The organism is Chelativorans sp. YIM 93263 (genome assembly GCF_028767125.1).
Lineage (GTDB): Bacteria > Pseudomonadota > Alphaproteobacteria > Rhizobiales > Rhizobiaceae > Chelativorans.
The window spans coordinates 123,579-139,775 of the sequence record NZ_JAKCWP010000010.1; the positions used below are offsets into that span (position 1 = coordinate 123,579).

Sequence of the window (16,197 nt, forward strand, 5' to 3'; positions counted from 1 at the left end):
ACCCCATGTCCGGACCGCATATGCCCAAGGCCGATGAAGCCACGCTGAAAAAGCGCGAGGAGATCATCGCCGACATGCGCATTATCGTACCGGGCGAAGGCGTGGTGGCAAGCGACAGTGAAATGCGCGCCTTCGAGAGCGATGGCCTGACCGCCTATCGGCAAATGCCGCTGGTCGTCGTGCTTCCGGAGACAGTGCCGCAGGTCTCACGCATTCTGAAATATTGCCACGAACGCAATATCCGCGTGGTGCCACGCGGCTCCGGCACCTCGCTCTCGGGCGGTGCGCTGCCCCTGCAGGATGCGGTGCTGCTCGTGATGAGCCGCTTCAACAAGATTCTAGATATCGACTACGCCAACAGGGCCGTGGTGGCACAGCCGGGCGTGACCAATCTGGGCATCACGAATGCGGTCGAGCATAAAGGCTTTTATTATGCACCCGATCCGTCATCTCAGATCGCCTGCTCCATCGGCGGCAATGTGGCGGAAAATTCCGGCGGCGTGCACTGCCTGAAATACGGGCTGACCGCCAACAACATTCTCGGGATCGAAATGGTGCTGATGACGGGTGAGGTCGTCCGCCTCGGCGGCAAGCATCTCGATGCGGAAGGCTATGATCTTCTCGGTCTGATGACCGGTTCGGAGGGCCTGCTTGGCGTGGTGACAGAAGTCACCGTGCGCATTCTGAAGAAGCCCGAGACGGCGCGCGCGCTTCTCATCGGCTTTCCCTCCAGCGAGGAAGCGGGGCAATGTGTCGCCGATATCATCGGCGCCGGCATCATCCCCGGCGGTATGGAGATGATGGACAAGCCTGCCATTCACGCGGCGGAAGATTTCGTCCATGCAGGCTATCCGCTCGATGTCGAGGCACTCCTGATCGTCGAGCTCGACGGGCCGCAGGCGGAAGTCGATCACCTGATCGGCCGCGTGGAGGAACTGGCTAAAGCGAATGGAGCTACCACCAGCCGCGTCTCCAACTCGGACGAGGAGCGCATGTCCTTCTGGGCCGGGCGCAAGGCTGCCTTCCCCGCCGTCGGGCGCATTTCGCCGGACTATTACTGCATGGACGGCACGATCCCGCGCAAGGAACTGCCGCGCGTGCTTTCGGGTATGCGCGAGCTTTCGGAGAAATACGGTTTGCGCGTGGCCAACGTCTTTCATGCCGGCGACGGGAATCTGCATCCGCTCGTGCTTTACGATGCGAACAAGCCGGGCGAGTTGGAAAAGGCCGAAGAATTCGGCGCCGACATTCTGCGGCTCTGCGTCAAGGTCGGCGGGGTGCTCACCGGGGAACATGGAGTGGGCGTAGAAAAGCGCGACCTGATGCCGGAGATGTTTACCGCGGACGATCTCAACCAGCAGATCCGCGTTAAATGCGCCTTCGACCCGAACCATCTGCTCAATCCCGGCAAGATGTTCCCACAGCTTCACCGCTGCGCCGAACTCGGCCGAATGCACATCCATCGCGGGCAAATGCCGTTTCCCGAGTTGGAGAGGTTTTAAGGGGTGGTGCTGGAGAACAGAGTGCAATGGTCCATGGTAAGCACGGCGGTCCTCCAGCCATGACCACCTTTACCCCGCAAACATCGGCCGACGTGCTTGAAACCGTGCGCTGGGCTGCAGGCGAAGAGACCCCGCTGGAGGTCGTCGGTCAGGGCTCGAAGCAGGGCATCGGCAGGCCCGTGCAGGCGGAGCACACGCTCGACCTGTCGGGGCTCTCCGGTATTACCCTCTATGAGCCGGAAGAGTTGGTGCTTTCCGCCAAGGCCGGCACGCCGCTCGCCGAGATCCAGACCCTTCTTGCCAAAAACGATCAGGAACTCGCCTTCGAGCCGATGGACTATGGCCCGCTGCTTGGCGGCGATTTCGGGCGCGGCACGATCGGCGGAGCACTCGCGGCCAATCTCTCCGGCCCCCGCCGCATCAAGGCCGGTGCGGCGCGTGATCATATTCTGGGCATAGACGCGGTCTCCGGGCGCGGCGAGGCTTTCAAGTCCGGCGGGCGCGTGGTGAAAAACGTCACCGGATACGATCTATCCAAGGGGCTTGCCGGCTCGTGGGGAACGTTGGCCGTCGTCACCGACCTCACCTTCAAGGTGCTGCCGGCAGCCGAAACCGAAAAGACGCTTGCTGTCACCGGTCTCGACGATGCCCAGGCCGCCGCCGCCATGGCCGAAGCGATGGGCTCCAGCGGCGAGGTATCCGGTGCCGCGCATCTGCCGGAAGGTGTCGTTGGCAAGTTCCTGAACAGCGCCATTACCGGCTCGCCAAAAACCGTGCTGCGCATTGAGGGCTTCGGGCCATCCGTGGATTACCGGCTCGATCTGCTTGCCCGCCTGTTGAATCCCTATGGCGCGACTGAAACAATCGAAGAGCAGGACTCACGCACGCTCTGGCGCGAAATCCGCGACTGCAAGCCCTTTGCCGATGGCACGCCGGCACCGATCTGGCGCGTCTCCGTCACTCCGAGCGAGGGCCACAAGGTCGTGGACGCCTTTCGCCGCGCCGCCGGAGCAAACGTCTATTACGACTGGCAGGGCGGGCTTGTCTGGATGCGCATGGAGGCGGATCCGGAAGCCGAAATCCTGCGCAAGATCATCGCCCATTTCGGCGGCGGGCACGCCACGCTTGTCCGCGCGCCCTTGTCTGTGCGGGCCGCCATCCCGGTGTTCCAACCGCAGCAGCCGGCACTCGCCGCGCTTTCCGCCCGGCTGAAGGAGCAGTTCGATCCGAAAAACATTCTCAATCCGGGGCGGATGGCGGGCCCCTGAGCCCGTGATACAGTGCCCCCTCCAGAAGCTTGGGAGAAACAGGAATGAACGAAACGACGCCACAACCTAACCCGCCCAGCAAGTCCAACGGCTGGCTGGAGCCGGGGCAGAGCAATATCCAGGTGATCTATGTTCTTTATCTCGTCAGCCTGGTGCTCGGCGTCACCGCTTTGGTAGGCATCGTGCTGGCTTATCTCAACCGCGGCAAGTCCGAGGAATGGATTGAGACGCACTACACCTGGGCGATTCGGACCTTTTGGATCGGCCTGCTTTTCGCACTCGTCTCCGTGATCCTGATGGTGGTGGGTATCGGGTTCCTGCTCATGCTTGCGGTGGCGATCTGGGCCGTTGTGCGCGTCGTCATCGGTCTGCAGCAGGTCAGCCGCAACGTACCGATCAAGAACCCTGAAAGCTGGATGCTCTAGACTCTTATGCAAACCAACTTCACGGCCAGGCAGCTTGCCGACCCACAGGTCGCGGAATCTGAAACGATTCTGCGCAAATGTGTGCATTGCGGCTTCTGTCTCGCCACCTGCCCGACCTATGTCGAGCTCGGCAACGAGCTCGACAGCCCGCGCGGGCGCATTTACCTCATCAAGGAGATGCTGGAGAACAACCGTCCCGCGGACCGCGACACGGTCACGCATATCGACAGGTGCCTCTCCTGCCTCTCCTGCATGACCACCTGTCCTTCGGGCGTGAACTATATGCATCTTGTCGACCATGCGCGTGCGCATATCGAGAAGACCTATAAGCGGCCGCTGCTCGACCGCATCACGCGGGCCGTGCTGGCACGAATTCTGCCTTATCCTGAGCGGTTTCGATTCGCGCTCGGGCTGGGCCGGCTCGGCCGGCCTCTCGCACCGCTATTCCGCGCGCTACCCGGCCTGAAGCCGGTTGCCTCCATGCTGGACTTGGCTCCTGGGCGGCTGCCTCCGCGCAGCGCACCGCAACCTACCCGTCCTTCGGGCGAACCGCGCGGGCGCGTGGCGATCCTCGGCGGCTGCGCGCAATCCGTGCTCGACCCCGGCATCAATGCTGCGACGAGCCGACTGCTTTCGAGGCTCGGCATCGAGGTGGCCGTGCCAGAGGGCGAAGGCTGCTGCGGGGCGCTGGTGCACCATATGGGCCGGGAGGAAGAGGCGCTAGACTTCGCGCGGCGTAATGTGGATGCCTGGATAAAGGAAGTCGAAAACGGCGAGCTTGACGCAATCATCATCACCGCCTCGGGCTGCGGCACGACCATCAAGGATTATGGCCATATGCTGCGCCTGGACCCGGCCTATGCGGACAAGGCGGCGAAGGTCTCGGCACTGGCCAAAGACATTACCGAATACCTGGACGGGTTGGACCTGCCCGAGCCGGCCTTCGTGCCGGGGCTGACCGTTGCTTACCACTCCGCCTGCTCCATGCAGCACGGGCAGAAGATTACGCGCCAGCCGAAAGCACTGCTTACGCATGCCGGCTTTTCCGTGAAGGAACCGGCCGAAGGGCATCTGTGCTGTGGCTCGGCCGGGACGTACAACATTCTGCAGCCTGAGATCGCGGGCCGCCTGCGCGAACGCAAGATAAAGAATGTCGAGGCGACGGATGCGGATCTGGTCGCTACGGGGAATATTGGATGCATGACGCAGATCGGTTCCGGCACTCGTTTGCCCGTCGTGCACACCGTCGAGCTTCTGGATTGGGCCTATGGCGGGCCAGAGCCCGCCAGCCTTGCCGATATTGAAGGACGCGTAAAAGAGAGCGCATAGAAAAGGCAGCGCCTCGATTAAAGCGCTGCCTTTTCCTCACGGCAAGTCAGCATCCCCTCTGCCGACTCGTCCCCCGTTCGAATGGAATCAGATTACCACGACTTTGGCCCCGACGGGAATACGTTCGTAAAGCTCCATAACATCTTCGTTGCGCATGCGGATGCAACCGGACGAAACGGCTTTGCCGATGGTCCAGGGCGCATTGGTGCCGTGAATGCGGTAAAGCGTCGATCCGAGATACAGGGCGCGTGCTCCAAGCGGATTCTCCGGCCCACCCTTCATATGCGCCGGCAGGATGTTTCCCTTCTTCCGCTCGCGTTCGATCATCTCTTTCGGAGGGCGCCAGTCAGGCCACTCACGTTTCTGCGTGATCTTTTCCGTGCCTCTCCATTCGAAACCTTGCTTACCCACACCAACGCCATAGCGCCGTGCGTTGCCGCCTTCCATGACGTGATAGAGGAAGCGGCTCCCTGTATCGATGACAATCGTTCCCGGCGCGTGCGGCCCGTCATAAGGAACCGTCTGCGGCAGGAACTTCGGATCCATGTTATGGGCTGGTGCCGACGGCGCGCGCGTGGCGACCGCCGCCGTACTCGTTTGCGGCGGACGCTCTACGGAGCGTCCGACATACCGCTGCCGTTGGCGGGGGACGGGATGAACTTGCCGTCGATGCACCTGGCGACGATGGATCTGCCGATTGTGGATTTGCTGCTGGCGAGTTTCGTAGTGCGGCTGCGCTCGTGTATCGGGCCTGCGCAACTGCAGCACCCAGGGGGCGGCCAAATCCGGACTGACCAGGGACGGCGGTCGTTCTGAATAGCGGCTCTGCGCCTGGACAAAGCCAGGAACGAACAACATCGCCAAAATGGCTACGGCGCTGAATATCACCTTCATTTCGATCACCCGCGGCTGAAGCTTGCTATCGATCTCCTACGTGTAATCCCTTCCAACGAACACAATTGCATCGCTGGAGCGGCACACACTTTGTCAGCATGCTGCACAGGCGCTGCAAGCGAATGGTGAATCCGGAAGCATTAAATGCGATATGTCGTGAAAACCAAGCAGTGTGGTTACCGACGCGTTCAGCAGATTGGTGAACACCAACTTAAGCGAGGATAGGGGCGAGATGAGCCAGGACAATACGGGACTGATCGAGGGACCGGACGGAAGGACGCGTTGTTTCTGGCATGCGAATCGACCGGACTACATGGCCTATCACGACGACGAGTGGGGCCGGCCGGTCACCGACGACAAGCGGCTTTTCGAAAAGTTGTGCCTGGAGGGCTTTCAGTCCGGGCTTTCCTGGCTGACCATCCTGCGCAAGCGTGAGAATTTTCGCGAGGCCTTTGCCGGTTTCGATTTCGAAAAGGTGGCCGGCTTTACCGACGCCGATGTCGAGCGGCTGCTCGGCAATGCCGGCATTATCCGGCATGGCGGCAAGATTCGCTCCACAATCAACAATGCACGCCGCGCAATCGAACTTTGCGAGGAGGAAGGCTCCTTGGCCCGCTATTTCTGGCGGCAGGAGCCAAAACGGGAGGATCGGCCGGGACGGCTCGATTTTCCGACCCTGATGGCCAATCCGAAGACGGAAGTCTCCACCCGCATCTCCAAGGACCTGAAAAAACGCGGCTGGAGCTTTGTCGGCCCGACAACGGTCTACGCGTTCATGCAAGCCATGGGGCTGGTCAACGATCACATCGAAGGCTGCTTCATGCGTCCGGTAATTGAGGAAGAGCGGCAGCGTCTGAAGCGGCCGATTTAGCGGCTGCGCTCAGGTCTCCTGCGGGACCGGCTGCGCCAGACTCCTTTCACGAAAGACAATATAAAGCCCCGCAGCCATGGTGATGAGAATGCCGACTGCGGCAAACCCATTCGGCAGGTCGCGGAAAATGATCCAGCCGATGAGTGTGGCGAAGGGAATTTCCAGATACTGAATCGGCGCCAACGTCGCGGACGGTGCATACCGCAGGGACCAGGTCATTAGAAGATGGGTCATGGTGCCCAGCACGCCGAGGCCGACCAGCAGGATCGCCTCGGTCTGGTTCGGCATCACCAGGCCGAACCCCGGAACATCTTTGCCCGCCGTCACGATGAGCAGCACGATCAGGACGCTGGCCGCCATGAACCCGCTCACGCCTTGAAGAACGATGGGGTCGGCATCCCGGACGATCTGCCGGGTGACCAGCATGTACAGTGCAAAGGCAAACGCAACGAGGAGCGGCAGAAGCGCCGGCACGCCGACGACGGAAAAGCTTGGCTGGATTACGAGAAGCGTCCCAATGAAGCCGACAATGCAAGCGGCAAGGCGGCGCGGCCCCACCTCCTCGTTCAACACCGTCCGCCCGAGAACCAGCATGATGAAGGGCATGACGAAGGCGATGGCAACGGCGTCGGCCAGCGGCAGGTAGCGGAGGGAGGTGAACATGGCGCCGATACCGATGACCTGCAGGACCGTACGCAATGCGGTGAGCCTGAGAACCCGCGGGCTCATGGCAAGGCTGCGACCGCTCCAGAAAATGTAGGGCAGCACCAGCAGTGATTGGGCGCTGAAGCGGACGACGAGCAGTTCGAACAGCGGAATAGATTCGCCGAGAATCTTGGCAAGGGAGTCGCTGAAGGGAACCAGCGCACAGAAGCCCACCATGAGGAGGACGCCCAGAAGCGGGCGGTCAGTGGAAATTGCGTGCTTCTGCATTCATCCGGGCCCCGTTTCTCTTGACTTTAACGGGCAGCCCGACTATCTGCTTCGGCGTTAGCACTCACCTCGGTCGAGTGCTAACAACGCTCTGCCTGTCCGGGCGGAGTGAAAGCCCATTTCATCATCCGAATCAAGGGTTCAGGACATGGCCAAAACGAATTTTCGCCCGCTTCATGACCGTGTGGTCGTTCGCCGGGTCGAATCCGAAGAGAAGACGGCCGGCGGGATCATCATTCCCGACACCGCCAAAGAGAAGCCGCAGGAAGGCGAGATTATCGCCGTCGGTTCCGGCGCGCGCGACGAAGGCGGCAAGGTTGTTCCGCTGGACGTTAAGGAAGGCGACCGCGTTCTCTTCGGCAAGTGGTCCGGCACGGAAGTCAAGCTCGACGGTGAGGATCTCCTGATCATGAAGGAATCCGACATCATGGGTGTCATCGGCTGAGCTTTCGAGCCTGAGTCGAAACGCAATCCAACAGGGCTTTGATCAGCCCAGGAGTGGAAAACATGGCTGCTAAAGAAGTAAAATTCTCCCGTGACGCACGCGAGCGTATGATGCGTGGCGTCAACACCCTCGCCGACGCGGTGAAGGTGACCCTCGGCCCCAAGGGCCGCAACGTCGTGCTCGACAAGTCCTTCGGTGCCCCGCGCATTACGAAGGACGGCGTTACCGTCGCCAAGGAAATCGAGCTCGAAGACAAGTTCGAGAACATGGGCGCGCAGATGGTGCGCGAGGTGGCGTCGAAGACCAACGACATCGCCGGTGACGGAACCACCACGGCCACCGTTCTCGCCCAGTCGATCCTGCAGGAAGGCAACAAGGCCGTTGCCGCCGGCATGAACCCGATGGATCTGAAGCGCGGTGTCGACAAGGCTGTCGCCGAGGTTGTTGAGTACCTCGCGAATGCTCGGACCAAGATCAACACCTCGGCAGAGGTGGCGCAGGTCGGTACGATTTCGGCCAATGGCGAGAAAGAAGTCGGCGAGATGATCGCTGAGGCCATGCAGAAGGTCGGCAATGAGGGCGTGATCACGGTCGAGGAAGCCAAGACCGCCGAGACCGAACTCGAAGTTGTCGAAGGCATGCAGTTCGACCGCGGCTATCTCTCCCCCTACTTTGTCACCAACGCCGAGAAGATGGTGGCTGAGCTCGACGACGCCTACATCCTGCTCTTCGAGAAGAAGCTGTCCAACCTGCAGGCAATGCTGCCTGTTCTGGAGAGCGTCGTTCAGTCGTCCAAGCCGCTGCTCATCATCGCTGAGGACGTCGAGGGCGAGGCGCTCGCCACGCTGGTCGTCAACAAGCTGCGCGGCGGCCTGAAGATCGCCGCCGTAAAGGCTCCGGGCTTCGGCGACCGCCGCAAGGCCATGCTCGAGGACATCGCCATCCTGACCGGTGGCCAGGTGATCTCCGAGGATCTCGGCATCAAGCTTGAGAATGTCACGCTTGACATGCTGGGCCGTGCCAAGAAGGTTTCCATCACCAAGGAAGAGACGACCATCGTTGACGGCGCCGGCAAGAAGGAAGAGATCGAGGGCCGTGTTGCCCAGATCAAGGCGCAGATCGAGGAGACCACCTCCGACTATGACCGCGAGAAGCTGCAGGAGCGCCTTGCGAAGCTCGCTGGCGGCGTCGCGGTGATCCGTGTCGGCGGCTCGACCGAGGTCGAGGTGAAGGAGAAGAAGGACCGCGTCGACGATGCGCTGAACGCAACCCGCGCAGCCGTCGAGGAAGGCATCGTCGCCGGTGGCGGCGTGGCGCTTCTGCGTGCTTCCGCCGCGATCAAGGTCAAGGGCGATAATGCCGACCAGGACGCCGGCATCAACATTGTCCGTCGCGCGGTTCAGGCTCCGGCACGCCAGATCGCAACCAATGCCGGTGCAGAAGCCTCGATCGTCGTGGGCAAGATCCTCGAAAACGACGACGTGAAGTACGGCTACAACGCCCAGACAGGCGAGTACGGCGACATGATCCAGATGGGCATCGTCGACCCGATGAAGGTCGTGCGCACCGCGCTTGAGGATGCCGCTTCCGTAGCCGGCCTGCTCGTCACAACCGAGGCCATGGTCGCCGAGCTTCCGAAGAAGGAAGGTGCGGCTCCGGCCCCCGGCGGCGACATGGGCGGCATGGGTGGTATGGGCGGCATGGGCTTCTAAGAAGCCAACCAACCGCATATCCATCGGAAAAGGGCGCCTTCGGGCGCCCTTTTTCGATTCCCCCCTGCGGGTCCGGTTCAGGGTTAACAAAATCTAACAGCGAAATTTACCAGGAAACTGAACCTTTTCCCGCGAGGCGGCTGTCATCTATTCTGGTAAGGTTCTGTTAAGAAACAGCGCCAATATTCGTAGACAACTTGCTGGAGACCATTTCGGTCGAGAGACTCCGCAGGCCCAGTTTTGCAGCACTCTGTTTCTCATACTCTGCGCCCCAATCGGGGCGCTTTTTTTTAAGCATCTCGATCGCGCATGAGCGGACGGGACAGAAGGATGACGGGCACGATCGACGTTGCGATGATGACCAGAGCCGCGACGGCGCCCTCCTCCGGCGCGCCGCGGGATGCGTTCTCATAGACATACGTGGCAAGGGTGTTAAAGCCGAACGGCCTGAGCAGGATTGTCGCCGACAATTCCTTCACCGTATCGACAAAGACCAGAATAGCGGCGGTGAGAATGGCCGGTTGGAGAAGCGGCAGGAGCACGGTCGCAGCGCTCCTTGGCGCCGAGCGGCCAAGGCTGCGCGCCGCCTCGTCGAGATTGGGCGGAAGCTTCTCCATTCCTGCGCGAATTGCACCTTCCGCAAGGGCGAGAAAACGGATCGAGCAGGCGAGAACGACCGCGGTCGCAGACCCCGTCAAGAGCAGACCTGTCGAGAATCCGGCATAATCCCGCGCCAAGGCATCAAAGAAATTGTCGAACCGCGCAAGAGAGATCATGAGGCCCAGCCCCAGGATCGTCCCGGGCAGCGCATAACCTATCGTGGCAAAACGCACGAGGAGGTGCATCATGGAAGAACGCGCAACCTGCACCGCATAAAGCAGGAGAAGGGCCACGCCAACGGCCAGCATGGCAGTGGCGAATGCGATAACGACGCTGGTCGCCAGAGCTTCCCCAAGCGCCGGCTCGGCGAATTGGTGAAGCCGGTTCAGCGCGTACCGTCCGAAGACGGCAAGAGGAATGCCGAAGCCGGCGAGAACAGGAAACGTGGCGATTGCGCAGGCAGCCGCCGCTCGCCAGCCCGAAAGCGGTATTCGGGGCGGGCGCGCTTTCATCTGCGTGGCGCGTGCCGAATGGAAGCGCTGCTTTCGGCGTGCTGCCTGCTCCGCGAAGAGAAGCCCGAGCACAAAAAAAAGCATGACGATCGCGATCTGAGCCGCGCCTTCAAGGCTGCCTCGGTTGAGCCACGTCGAGTAGACGGAGAGCGTCAGCGTGCGCACGCCGAGAAACTCCACCGCGCCGATATCGTTGAGGGTTTCCATGAGCACCAGCGCCAGACCGGCAACGATTGCCGGACGGGCGACGGGCACAAGGACGCGGCGAAAGACACGCGCAGGCCCCGCGCCCAGCGTCCGCGCCACGTCGGCGATATTCCGCCCCTGCATGATGAAAACGACCCGCGCCGTCAGATAGACATAAGGAAAAGTGACGGAACTCATGACAATGGCCGCACCAGGAGTGGAGCGGATCTCGGGGAACCAGTAGTCTGTTGATCGCTCGAAGCCGAACAGCGCTCTTAAAGCCGTTTGAACTGGCCCAACATAGTGAAAGAACTCGCCATAAGCATAGGCTGAGAGATACGGCGGCACAGCGAGCGGCAAGACCAGCGCCCACGCAAAGGTGCGGCGCAAGGGAAAATCATAGGCCACCACGAGCCAGGCACAGCCTACACCCGTAACGCCGCTGCCAAGCGCGACGAGGAAAAGAAGCACGACTGTAGTGAGGAGGGACTGAGGGAGTACGTATCGCGCCAGATGCGGCCAGTCGGCGCCCGTGCCGGAAAGTGCGATGATGATCACCGTCGCGATGGGCAGAAGAACGACGATGGCAACGAGCGTGGCGACCGCAAGGGTCAGCGGATGGCGCTGGCGGCGCGTTCTGCCCGCACGAGGCGCATGGACGGGTGGTGGTTCTCTGAGGGTGAAGCTGCTCATCTCAAATGGCGAAGCCGAGCTATCCGGCCCGGCTTCGCCACCTGCATCTCAAATTGCACTCAGCTCTCAGGGCCGTCGTCGAGACCGACGCGGTCCACCATCTCCGAGGCGGCCTTGCGATGCTTGGCAACTTCATCGAGCGACAGCGTATCCGGCTTGATCTCACCGAACGACTGCACCGTCTCGGAAACCTCGCCGTCCGGATGCACCGGGTACTCAAAATTGCGCTCGGCATAAATCGCCTGAGCCTCGGGGCCGGAGAGGAATTCCATCAGCTTCAACGCGTTCTCCTGGTTCGGAGCGTGCTTGGCGAGAGCCATGCCGGAAATGTTGACGTGGGTGCCCCGATCTTCCGAGTTCGGGAACAGAACTTTGATCGCGTCGGCCCAGTCCTTCTGTTCCGGCTCCTCTTCGTTGTTCATCATCAGCCCCACATAATAGGTGTTGCCGATGCCCAGGTCACATTCGCCGGCGTAGATTGCCTGGGCCTGAGCGCGGTCGTTGCCGTCGGGCTTACGCGCCAGGTTCGCCTTCAGCCCTTTCATCCACTCCTCGGCCTCTTCCTCGCCGTGATGGGCGATCATCGAGGCGAACAGGGCGATGTTGTACATGGCCTGCCCGCTGCGCGTGCAGATCCTGCCCTTCCATTTCGGATCGGCCAGTTCCTCATAGGTGATCGTGTCCTGCTCGACACGGTCCTTTGACGCATAGATGACACGCCCGCGCGTCGTGACGCCGAACCAGTGCCCCTCCGGATCGCGATACTGCTCCGGAATATTGGCGTTGATCTCGTCGTTTTCGACCGCCTGCGTGACGCCCGCTTCCTTGGTATTGATCAGACGGCCGATATCCACCGTCAGAATGACGTCGGCCGGTGAATTCTCACCTTCCGCGGCAACGCGGTCTTCCAGTCCCTCACGCAGGAACAAGACCTCGGTTTCGATTCCCGTTTCCTCCGTGAATGCATCGAGCAGCGGCTCGATCAGGAAGGGCTGCCGCGACGAATAGACGTTCACAACGTCTTGCGCTTGAGCGGAAACGGGGGGAAGCACCGCGGCGGCGGATACTGCTAGGGCAGCAAGGCCCGTCTTCAGATGGAAGGTGTTGGCAAACATATCGACTCTCCTCGCCGGTGGGAGACAAGATCCCAGGTAAGGTTGAAACTCGCGCGGAAGGTAAGCCGCCCGTAGACTCCTCATGATGGAAACCAACGGGCTGGTCAAGGTAATATTCAACAAAATCAGCAGTTTAGAATTATTCTAAACTGTGACTGTCAAGTTTATTCTAATCCGCCAGCACCCGCGTCGGCGGGAAGGTCACCTCCACCAGCGTGCCCTCGCCCGGGTTCGATGAGATGTAAAACTGTGCCCGGTTTGCCTCGACCATCGCCCGTGTCAGCGGCAGGCCGAGCCCGGTTCCGCCGCCCGGCTTGCGCCGCAAGGCGTTGATTTGCTTGAAGGGCTTGAGAGCTTCATCGAGTTCGGCGGAATTCATGCCCACACCCGTGTCCCGCACGCGCAGGGTGACCGAACCGTCTGTGCTGTAGGCGGTGGATACGATTATCTGCCCACCCGCGGGCGTATACCGGACCGCGTTCGACAGCAGGTTGAACGCGATCTGGCGCACCGTGCGGTGATCGGCGACGACCTCCGGCAGGCGGGAGGCAAAGCTGGAGCGAATGATGACGCGCTCGCCGTTTGCCTGTGGCTGCATCATGGCGACAACCTGGCCCAGGGTCTCGTTGAGCGAAACCGCCTCATAGCGCATCTCCTGCTGCCCGGCCTCAATCTTGGAAATATCCAGCAGGTCGTTGACCAGGTCGAGAACGTGATTTCCCGAGCGGTTGATGTCGCGCAGATAGTCGCGGTACCGGTCGTTGCCGATCGGACCGAACTTCTCATCGATCATCAGTTCGGAAAATCCGATGATTGCGTTTAGCGGTGTGCGGATCTCATGGCTGACACGTGCGAGAAATTCGCTTTTCTGCGCCGAGGCGTGTTCGGCCTGCGCCCGGGCCTGGGTCAGTTCCTCCTCGGCGCGCTTCCAGGACGTGACGTCGCGCAGAACGGCGCAAAACCCGCCGCTGTCGGGAAGGCGACCAATCGTGATGAAAAGCGGGATGAAGCCGCCCTGCGCTTCACGCCCAATAACCTGCCGGCCATCGTTTAGGACGCTCGCCACGCCATTGTCCGCGAGTGCAGTGAGGTAATCCTGGACGGTACGCTGGCTTTCGATGGCGAAGAGGGACGTAAACGGCTTTCCTATCACGTGATCAGCATCGAAGCCGAAGAGCGCCTCAGCGGGCCGATTGATGGAGCGGATCGTACCATCGCCCTCGATGACGGCAATGCCGTCGGTCGCCGTATCGATGATGGCGCGCATTTCGCCAAGGCGAGCATTGAGCGCCTCAACGGTCCCTGGCGCCGAACTTCCTTCCGCGGAAGCGTTATCCGGCAGCGCGTGAAGGGCAAGCATCAGGGCGGTCCGGCCCTCCCACGGGATCGACTGAAGATGTGCTTCAACCGGTAAGCTCTCCCCTTGAGCAGTGCGCAGGCGCAACGCTTCCGGGGCGTTCTCCTCGGAGGGCGCTTCCTCGCGCTCGTCGAAGAGCGCGCCGATGCCTCCTGCCTCTTCCAGCGCAGCAAGATCTGCGTACCCGGTGAACCGCAAAAGCTCGCGATTGGCGTAATGGAGCCGGTCGCCCGAATGGATGAGGATGGGCAGAGGCAATCTTGCAAGCAGGCTCGTATCCACCTCCGTCTCGGCAGCGGGAGCTTCCGACGGGGCTACGGGGGTTTCTTGATCCTGCTCGGGCCGCTCGTCCGGAAGAAGCCTTTCTTCCTGGTCTGCGTCCAGCAGATCGTTACGGTTTGCAGGCCCTTCCGCGCTATTCGACTCCTCGACATCAGGCGTCGGCAACGCCTCGGTCGGCTCCGACGTTTCCTCCCTTTCCTGAGTTTCCGTGTCTTTCTCTTGTTCCAAGCGATCCGCCAGCGCTTGATTGGCACGGCGCAGGCGTTCCCCGATCTCGCGGAAAGCTGTCCGCTCGCTGACCGTCAACCCGGTTTCACGAACAACCTCCCGATGTTCAGCAAGGTGAATGACCTTATCGCCGATACGCCGGTTGGGGCTTTCCGAAATCCGCAATGCCGGTTCCTCCCCCATGAAGGGATCCGGCTTGGTTTCAGCGTGGGAACTGTCTTCCGGCTCAAGGCCTTCGCCCGATGCAGCAGGCTTGGGATCGGACTGAAGCGGCATGGCGTCAGACACGGTGCCTTCAACCTGTTTTTGCTCGCGACGCTGCGCGGGCGTTTCGATCCGTGCCTCGCCGAGACGGGCAATCCCGAAGCCGCGAAAGCCCTCGAAAATCCGTCCGCGCCCATACGCGGGCAAGGCGGCGAGATCAACTGGCACCTTGAAATCGCTGCCGGAAAGCGGCCACGTCACCGTAAGGCCGGACCAGGTGTCCCGTCGTCCCATTTGCTGCGCGATAGCGCCTTCCGGATCGAGATCGAACGCCTTGGAAACCTCGCGGAATGTCTGACCCACGACGTTTCCGGTCTCCTCACCCATTGCCTCGACGAAAGCCGGTGAAATGGCCGTGAAGCGTCCCTCAGCATCCGTGCGCCAGGTAAAGCGGATCGTATTCGGCGCGGGCTCTGGCCTCGTTTCCGTTTGCATGCGCTCCGGAGCATCTTTCGGCTCCGGGGCGGATTCGACAATGGGATCCGCATCCTCCTTGCCATCCTCGGTTACCGGTTCAAGCTCGTCCCGCACGACCGGGGGCGGCTCGGGCGTTGCGTTCGCCGGCTCTTCGACCACGGTTTCCGCTTCGCCCTCATCCACGACCACGAGCAAATGCAGCGCCGGATCGTCCGAAAGCCGGGCCATACCCGCGGGAAAGCTGCGCTTTCCCTTGATATGTCGTTTGACGAGACGGTCCGCCACGCTGCCGACATCCAGAATAAGGCCTTTGAGCGTAGCACCGCTGATGCCGAGGGCATCGAATCCTTCGGTGGCTGTCACCGCCTTACCTTCGAGATCGATCAGGGCGGCGAAGTGGCCTGGCTGCGAAAAACCCTCCACCACACGGCTGCGGGATTCTGCCTCCGGCTTGAGAGCCAAAAGAAGCGCCTCTTCCCCCCGGGGTAGCACGATGGTGCTCGCCTGCAGATCGACAATCCGGCTCTTCAAGCCACTAGTCACACGCAGGGCGATGTGCCTGTCGTTTCCAATATGCGGAAAGCCGTGTGTCGCCGCAATCTGACGCAGCGCCACCGCAGGGAGGCGGGGGGCATTGCCAATGGCAGCCTCAATATCAGCATAGCCAAGCCACCGCGCGCCGGCGCCATTGGCCCAGAGAATCTCCGTGAGATTGGTCGACACAATGCCGAGCGCTTCGCCGGCGGCGAAACGTTCACGCACCGCGTCAAGGACAGCTATGTCAAGGAAGGAGTAAGATGCCGACGCCATTGAGTTAGAAACGTGCCCCGTGAGCATGGATTAACCACCCGTTAATAAGAGCACGTCAAGCGCACGTCCATAAACCCCGGATTTGCACACAGAGCGATTCTTTTCCTTGGTTAATGTCGAACCCGGGCCCCCAGGTGGTTTTCCGGCACAAAACGATCCGCACAACGGTTCTGGTGAATTCTCCTTACAGGAAATATCAGACTGAGGCGAACGGTCGCGCTGCATCGTTTCCTTTGTCGGCCTATATGCGTCGCGTTCGTTAAGAACAGGGGCCGGCTCCTCCCTCCTCCTACCGGCCTCCTGCTGAAAAGACCGGGTCCCTCCCCCGGTCTTTTCTTTTTTCCGACGATGACG

General features: G+C 61.2%; 12 protein-coding genes. 7 read left to right on the plus strand and 5 right to left on the minus strand.

The window, feature by feature from the left end:
* Positions 1-5 precede the first annotated feature (5 nt).
* Genes LY631_RS18235 through glcF form a run of 4 tightly spaced genes read left to right on the plus strand, consistent with a single transcriptional unit; the run spans position 6 to position 4,524 of the window.
* Positions 6-1,502 (plus strand): FAD-linked oxidase C-terminal domain-containing protein, encoded by a 1,497-nt coding sequence (locus LY631_RS18235; protein WP_274427018.1) that lies wholly within the window; start codon positions 6-8, stop codon positions 1,500-1,502.
* Positions 1,503-1,561: 59 nt separating this feature from the next.
* On the plus strand, positions 1,562-2,770 hold the full coding sequence (glcE, locus tag LY631_RS18240) for a glycolate oxidase subunit GlcE (protein ID WP_274427051.1): 1,209 nt from the start codon (positions 1,562-1,564) through the stop codon (positions 2,768-2,770).
* Positions 2,771-2,814: 44 nt separating this feature from the next.
* Positions 2,815-3,195 carry a DUF4870 family protein gene (locus LY631_RS18245; RefSeq protein ID WP_274427019.1) on the plus strand — a complete coding sequence of 127 codons (381 nt, stop codon included), beginning with the start codon at positions 2,815-2,817 and terminating at the stop codon, positions 3,193-3,195.
* 6 nt (positions 3,196-3,201) lie between these two features.
* Complete coding sequence (gene glcF, locus LY631_RS18250; protein WP_274427020.1) at positions 3,202-4,524, plus strand: glycolate oxidase subunit GlcF; 1,323 nt, start codon at positions 3,202-3,204, stop codon at positions 4,522-4,524.
* A gap of 87 nt (positions 4,525-4,611) precedes the next feature.
* Here glcF and LY631_RS18255 read toward each other — a convergent pair whose 3' ends face one another.
* The gene (locus LY631_RS18255; protein WP_274427021.1) at positions 4,612-5,418 is read right to left on the minus strand and encodes a L,D-transpeptidase; all 807 of its coding nucleotides are present in this window, start codon (positions 5,416-5,418) and stop codon (positions 4,612-4,614) included.
* A 232-nt stretch (positions 5,419-5,650) separates the two neighbouring features.
* Between LY631_RS18255 and LY631_RS18260 the strand changes: the two genes are divergently transcribed.
* Complete coding sequence (locus LY631_RS18260) at positions 5,651-6,289, plus strand: DNA-3-methyladenine glycosylase I (RefSeq protein ID WP_274427022.1); 639 nt, start codon at positions 5,651-5,653, stop codon at positions 6,287-6,289.
* Positions 6,290-6,298: 9 nt separating this feature from the next.
* Here LY631_RS18260 and LY631_RS18265 read toward each other — a convergent pair whose 3' ends face one another.
* Positions 6,299-7,222 carry a DMT family transporter gene (locus tag LY631_RS18265; RefSeq protein WP_274427023.1) on the minus strand — a complete coding sequence of 308 codons (924 nt, stop codon included), beginning with the start codon at positions 7,220-7,222 and terminating at the stop codon, positions 6,299-6,301.
* Positions 7,223-7,370: 148 nt separating this feature from the next.
* Between LY631_RS18265 and groES the strand changes: the two genes are divergently transcribed.
* Positions 7,371-7,667, plus strand: coding sequence for a co-chaperone GroES (groES, locus tag LY631_RS18270; RefSeq protein ID WP_274427024.1), 297 nt, complete (start codon positions 7,371-7,373; stop codon positions 7,665-7,667).
* 62 nt (positions 7,668-7,729) lie between these two features.
* On the plus strand, positions 7,730-9,379 hold the full coding sequence (gene groL, locus LY631_RS18275; protein WP_274427025.1) for a chaperonin GroEL: 1,650 nt from the start codon (positions 7,730-7,732) through the stop codon (positions 9,377-9,379).
* Between the two features lie 290 nt (positions 9,380-9,669).
* On the opposite strand, the gene LY631_RS18280 is transcribed toward groL, so the two are convergent.
* The 3 genes from LY631_RS18280 to LY631_RS18290 form a co-directional block, all read right to left on the minus strand.
* Positions 9,670-11,370, minus strand: a complete 1,701-nt coding sequence (locus tag LY631_RS18280; RefSeq protein ID WP_274427026.1) for an ABC transporter permease — start codon at positions 11,368-11,370, stop codon at positions 9,670-9,672.
* A 59-nt stretch (positions 11,371-11,429) separates the two neighbouring features.
* Complete coding sequence (locus tag LY631_RS18285) at positions 11,430-12,485, minus strand: Fe(3+) ABC transporter substrate-binding protein (RefSeq protein ID WP_274427027.1); 1,056 nt, start codon at positions 12,483-12,485, stop codon at positions 11,430-11,432.
* A 169-nt stretch (positions 12,486-12,654) separates the two neighbouring features.
* Positions 12,655-15,843: a sensor histidine kinase gene (locus LY631_RS18290; RefSeq protein ID WP_274427028.1), complete on the minus strand. Its 3,189-nt coding sequence runs from the start codon at positions 15,841-15,843 to the stop codon at positions 12,655-12,657.
* Positions 15,844-16,197: the final 354 nt, after the last annotated feature.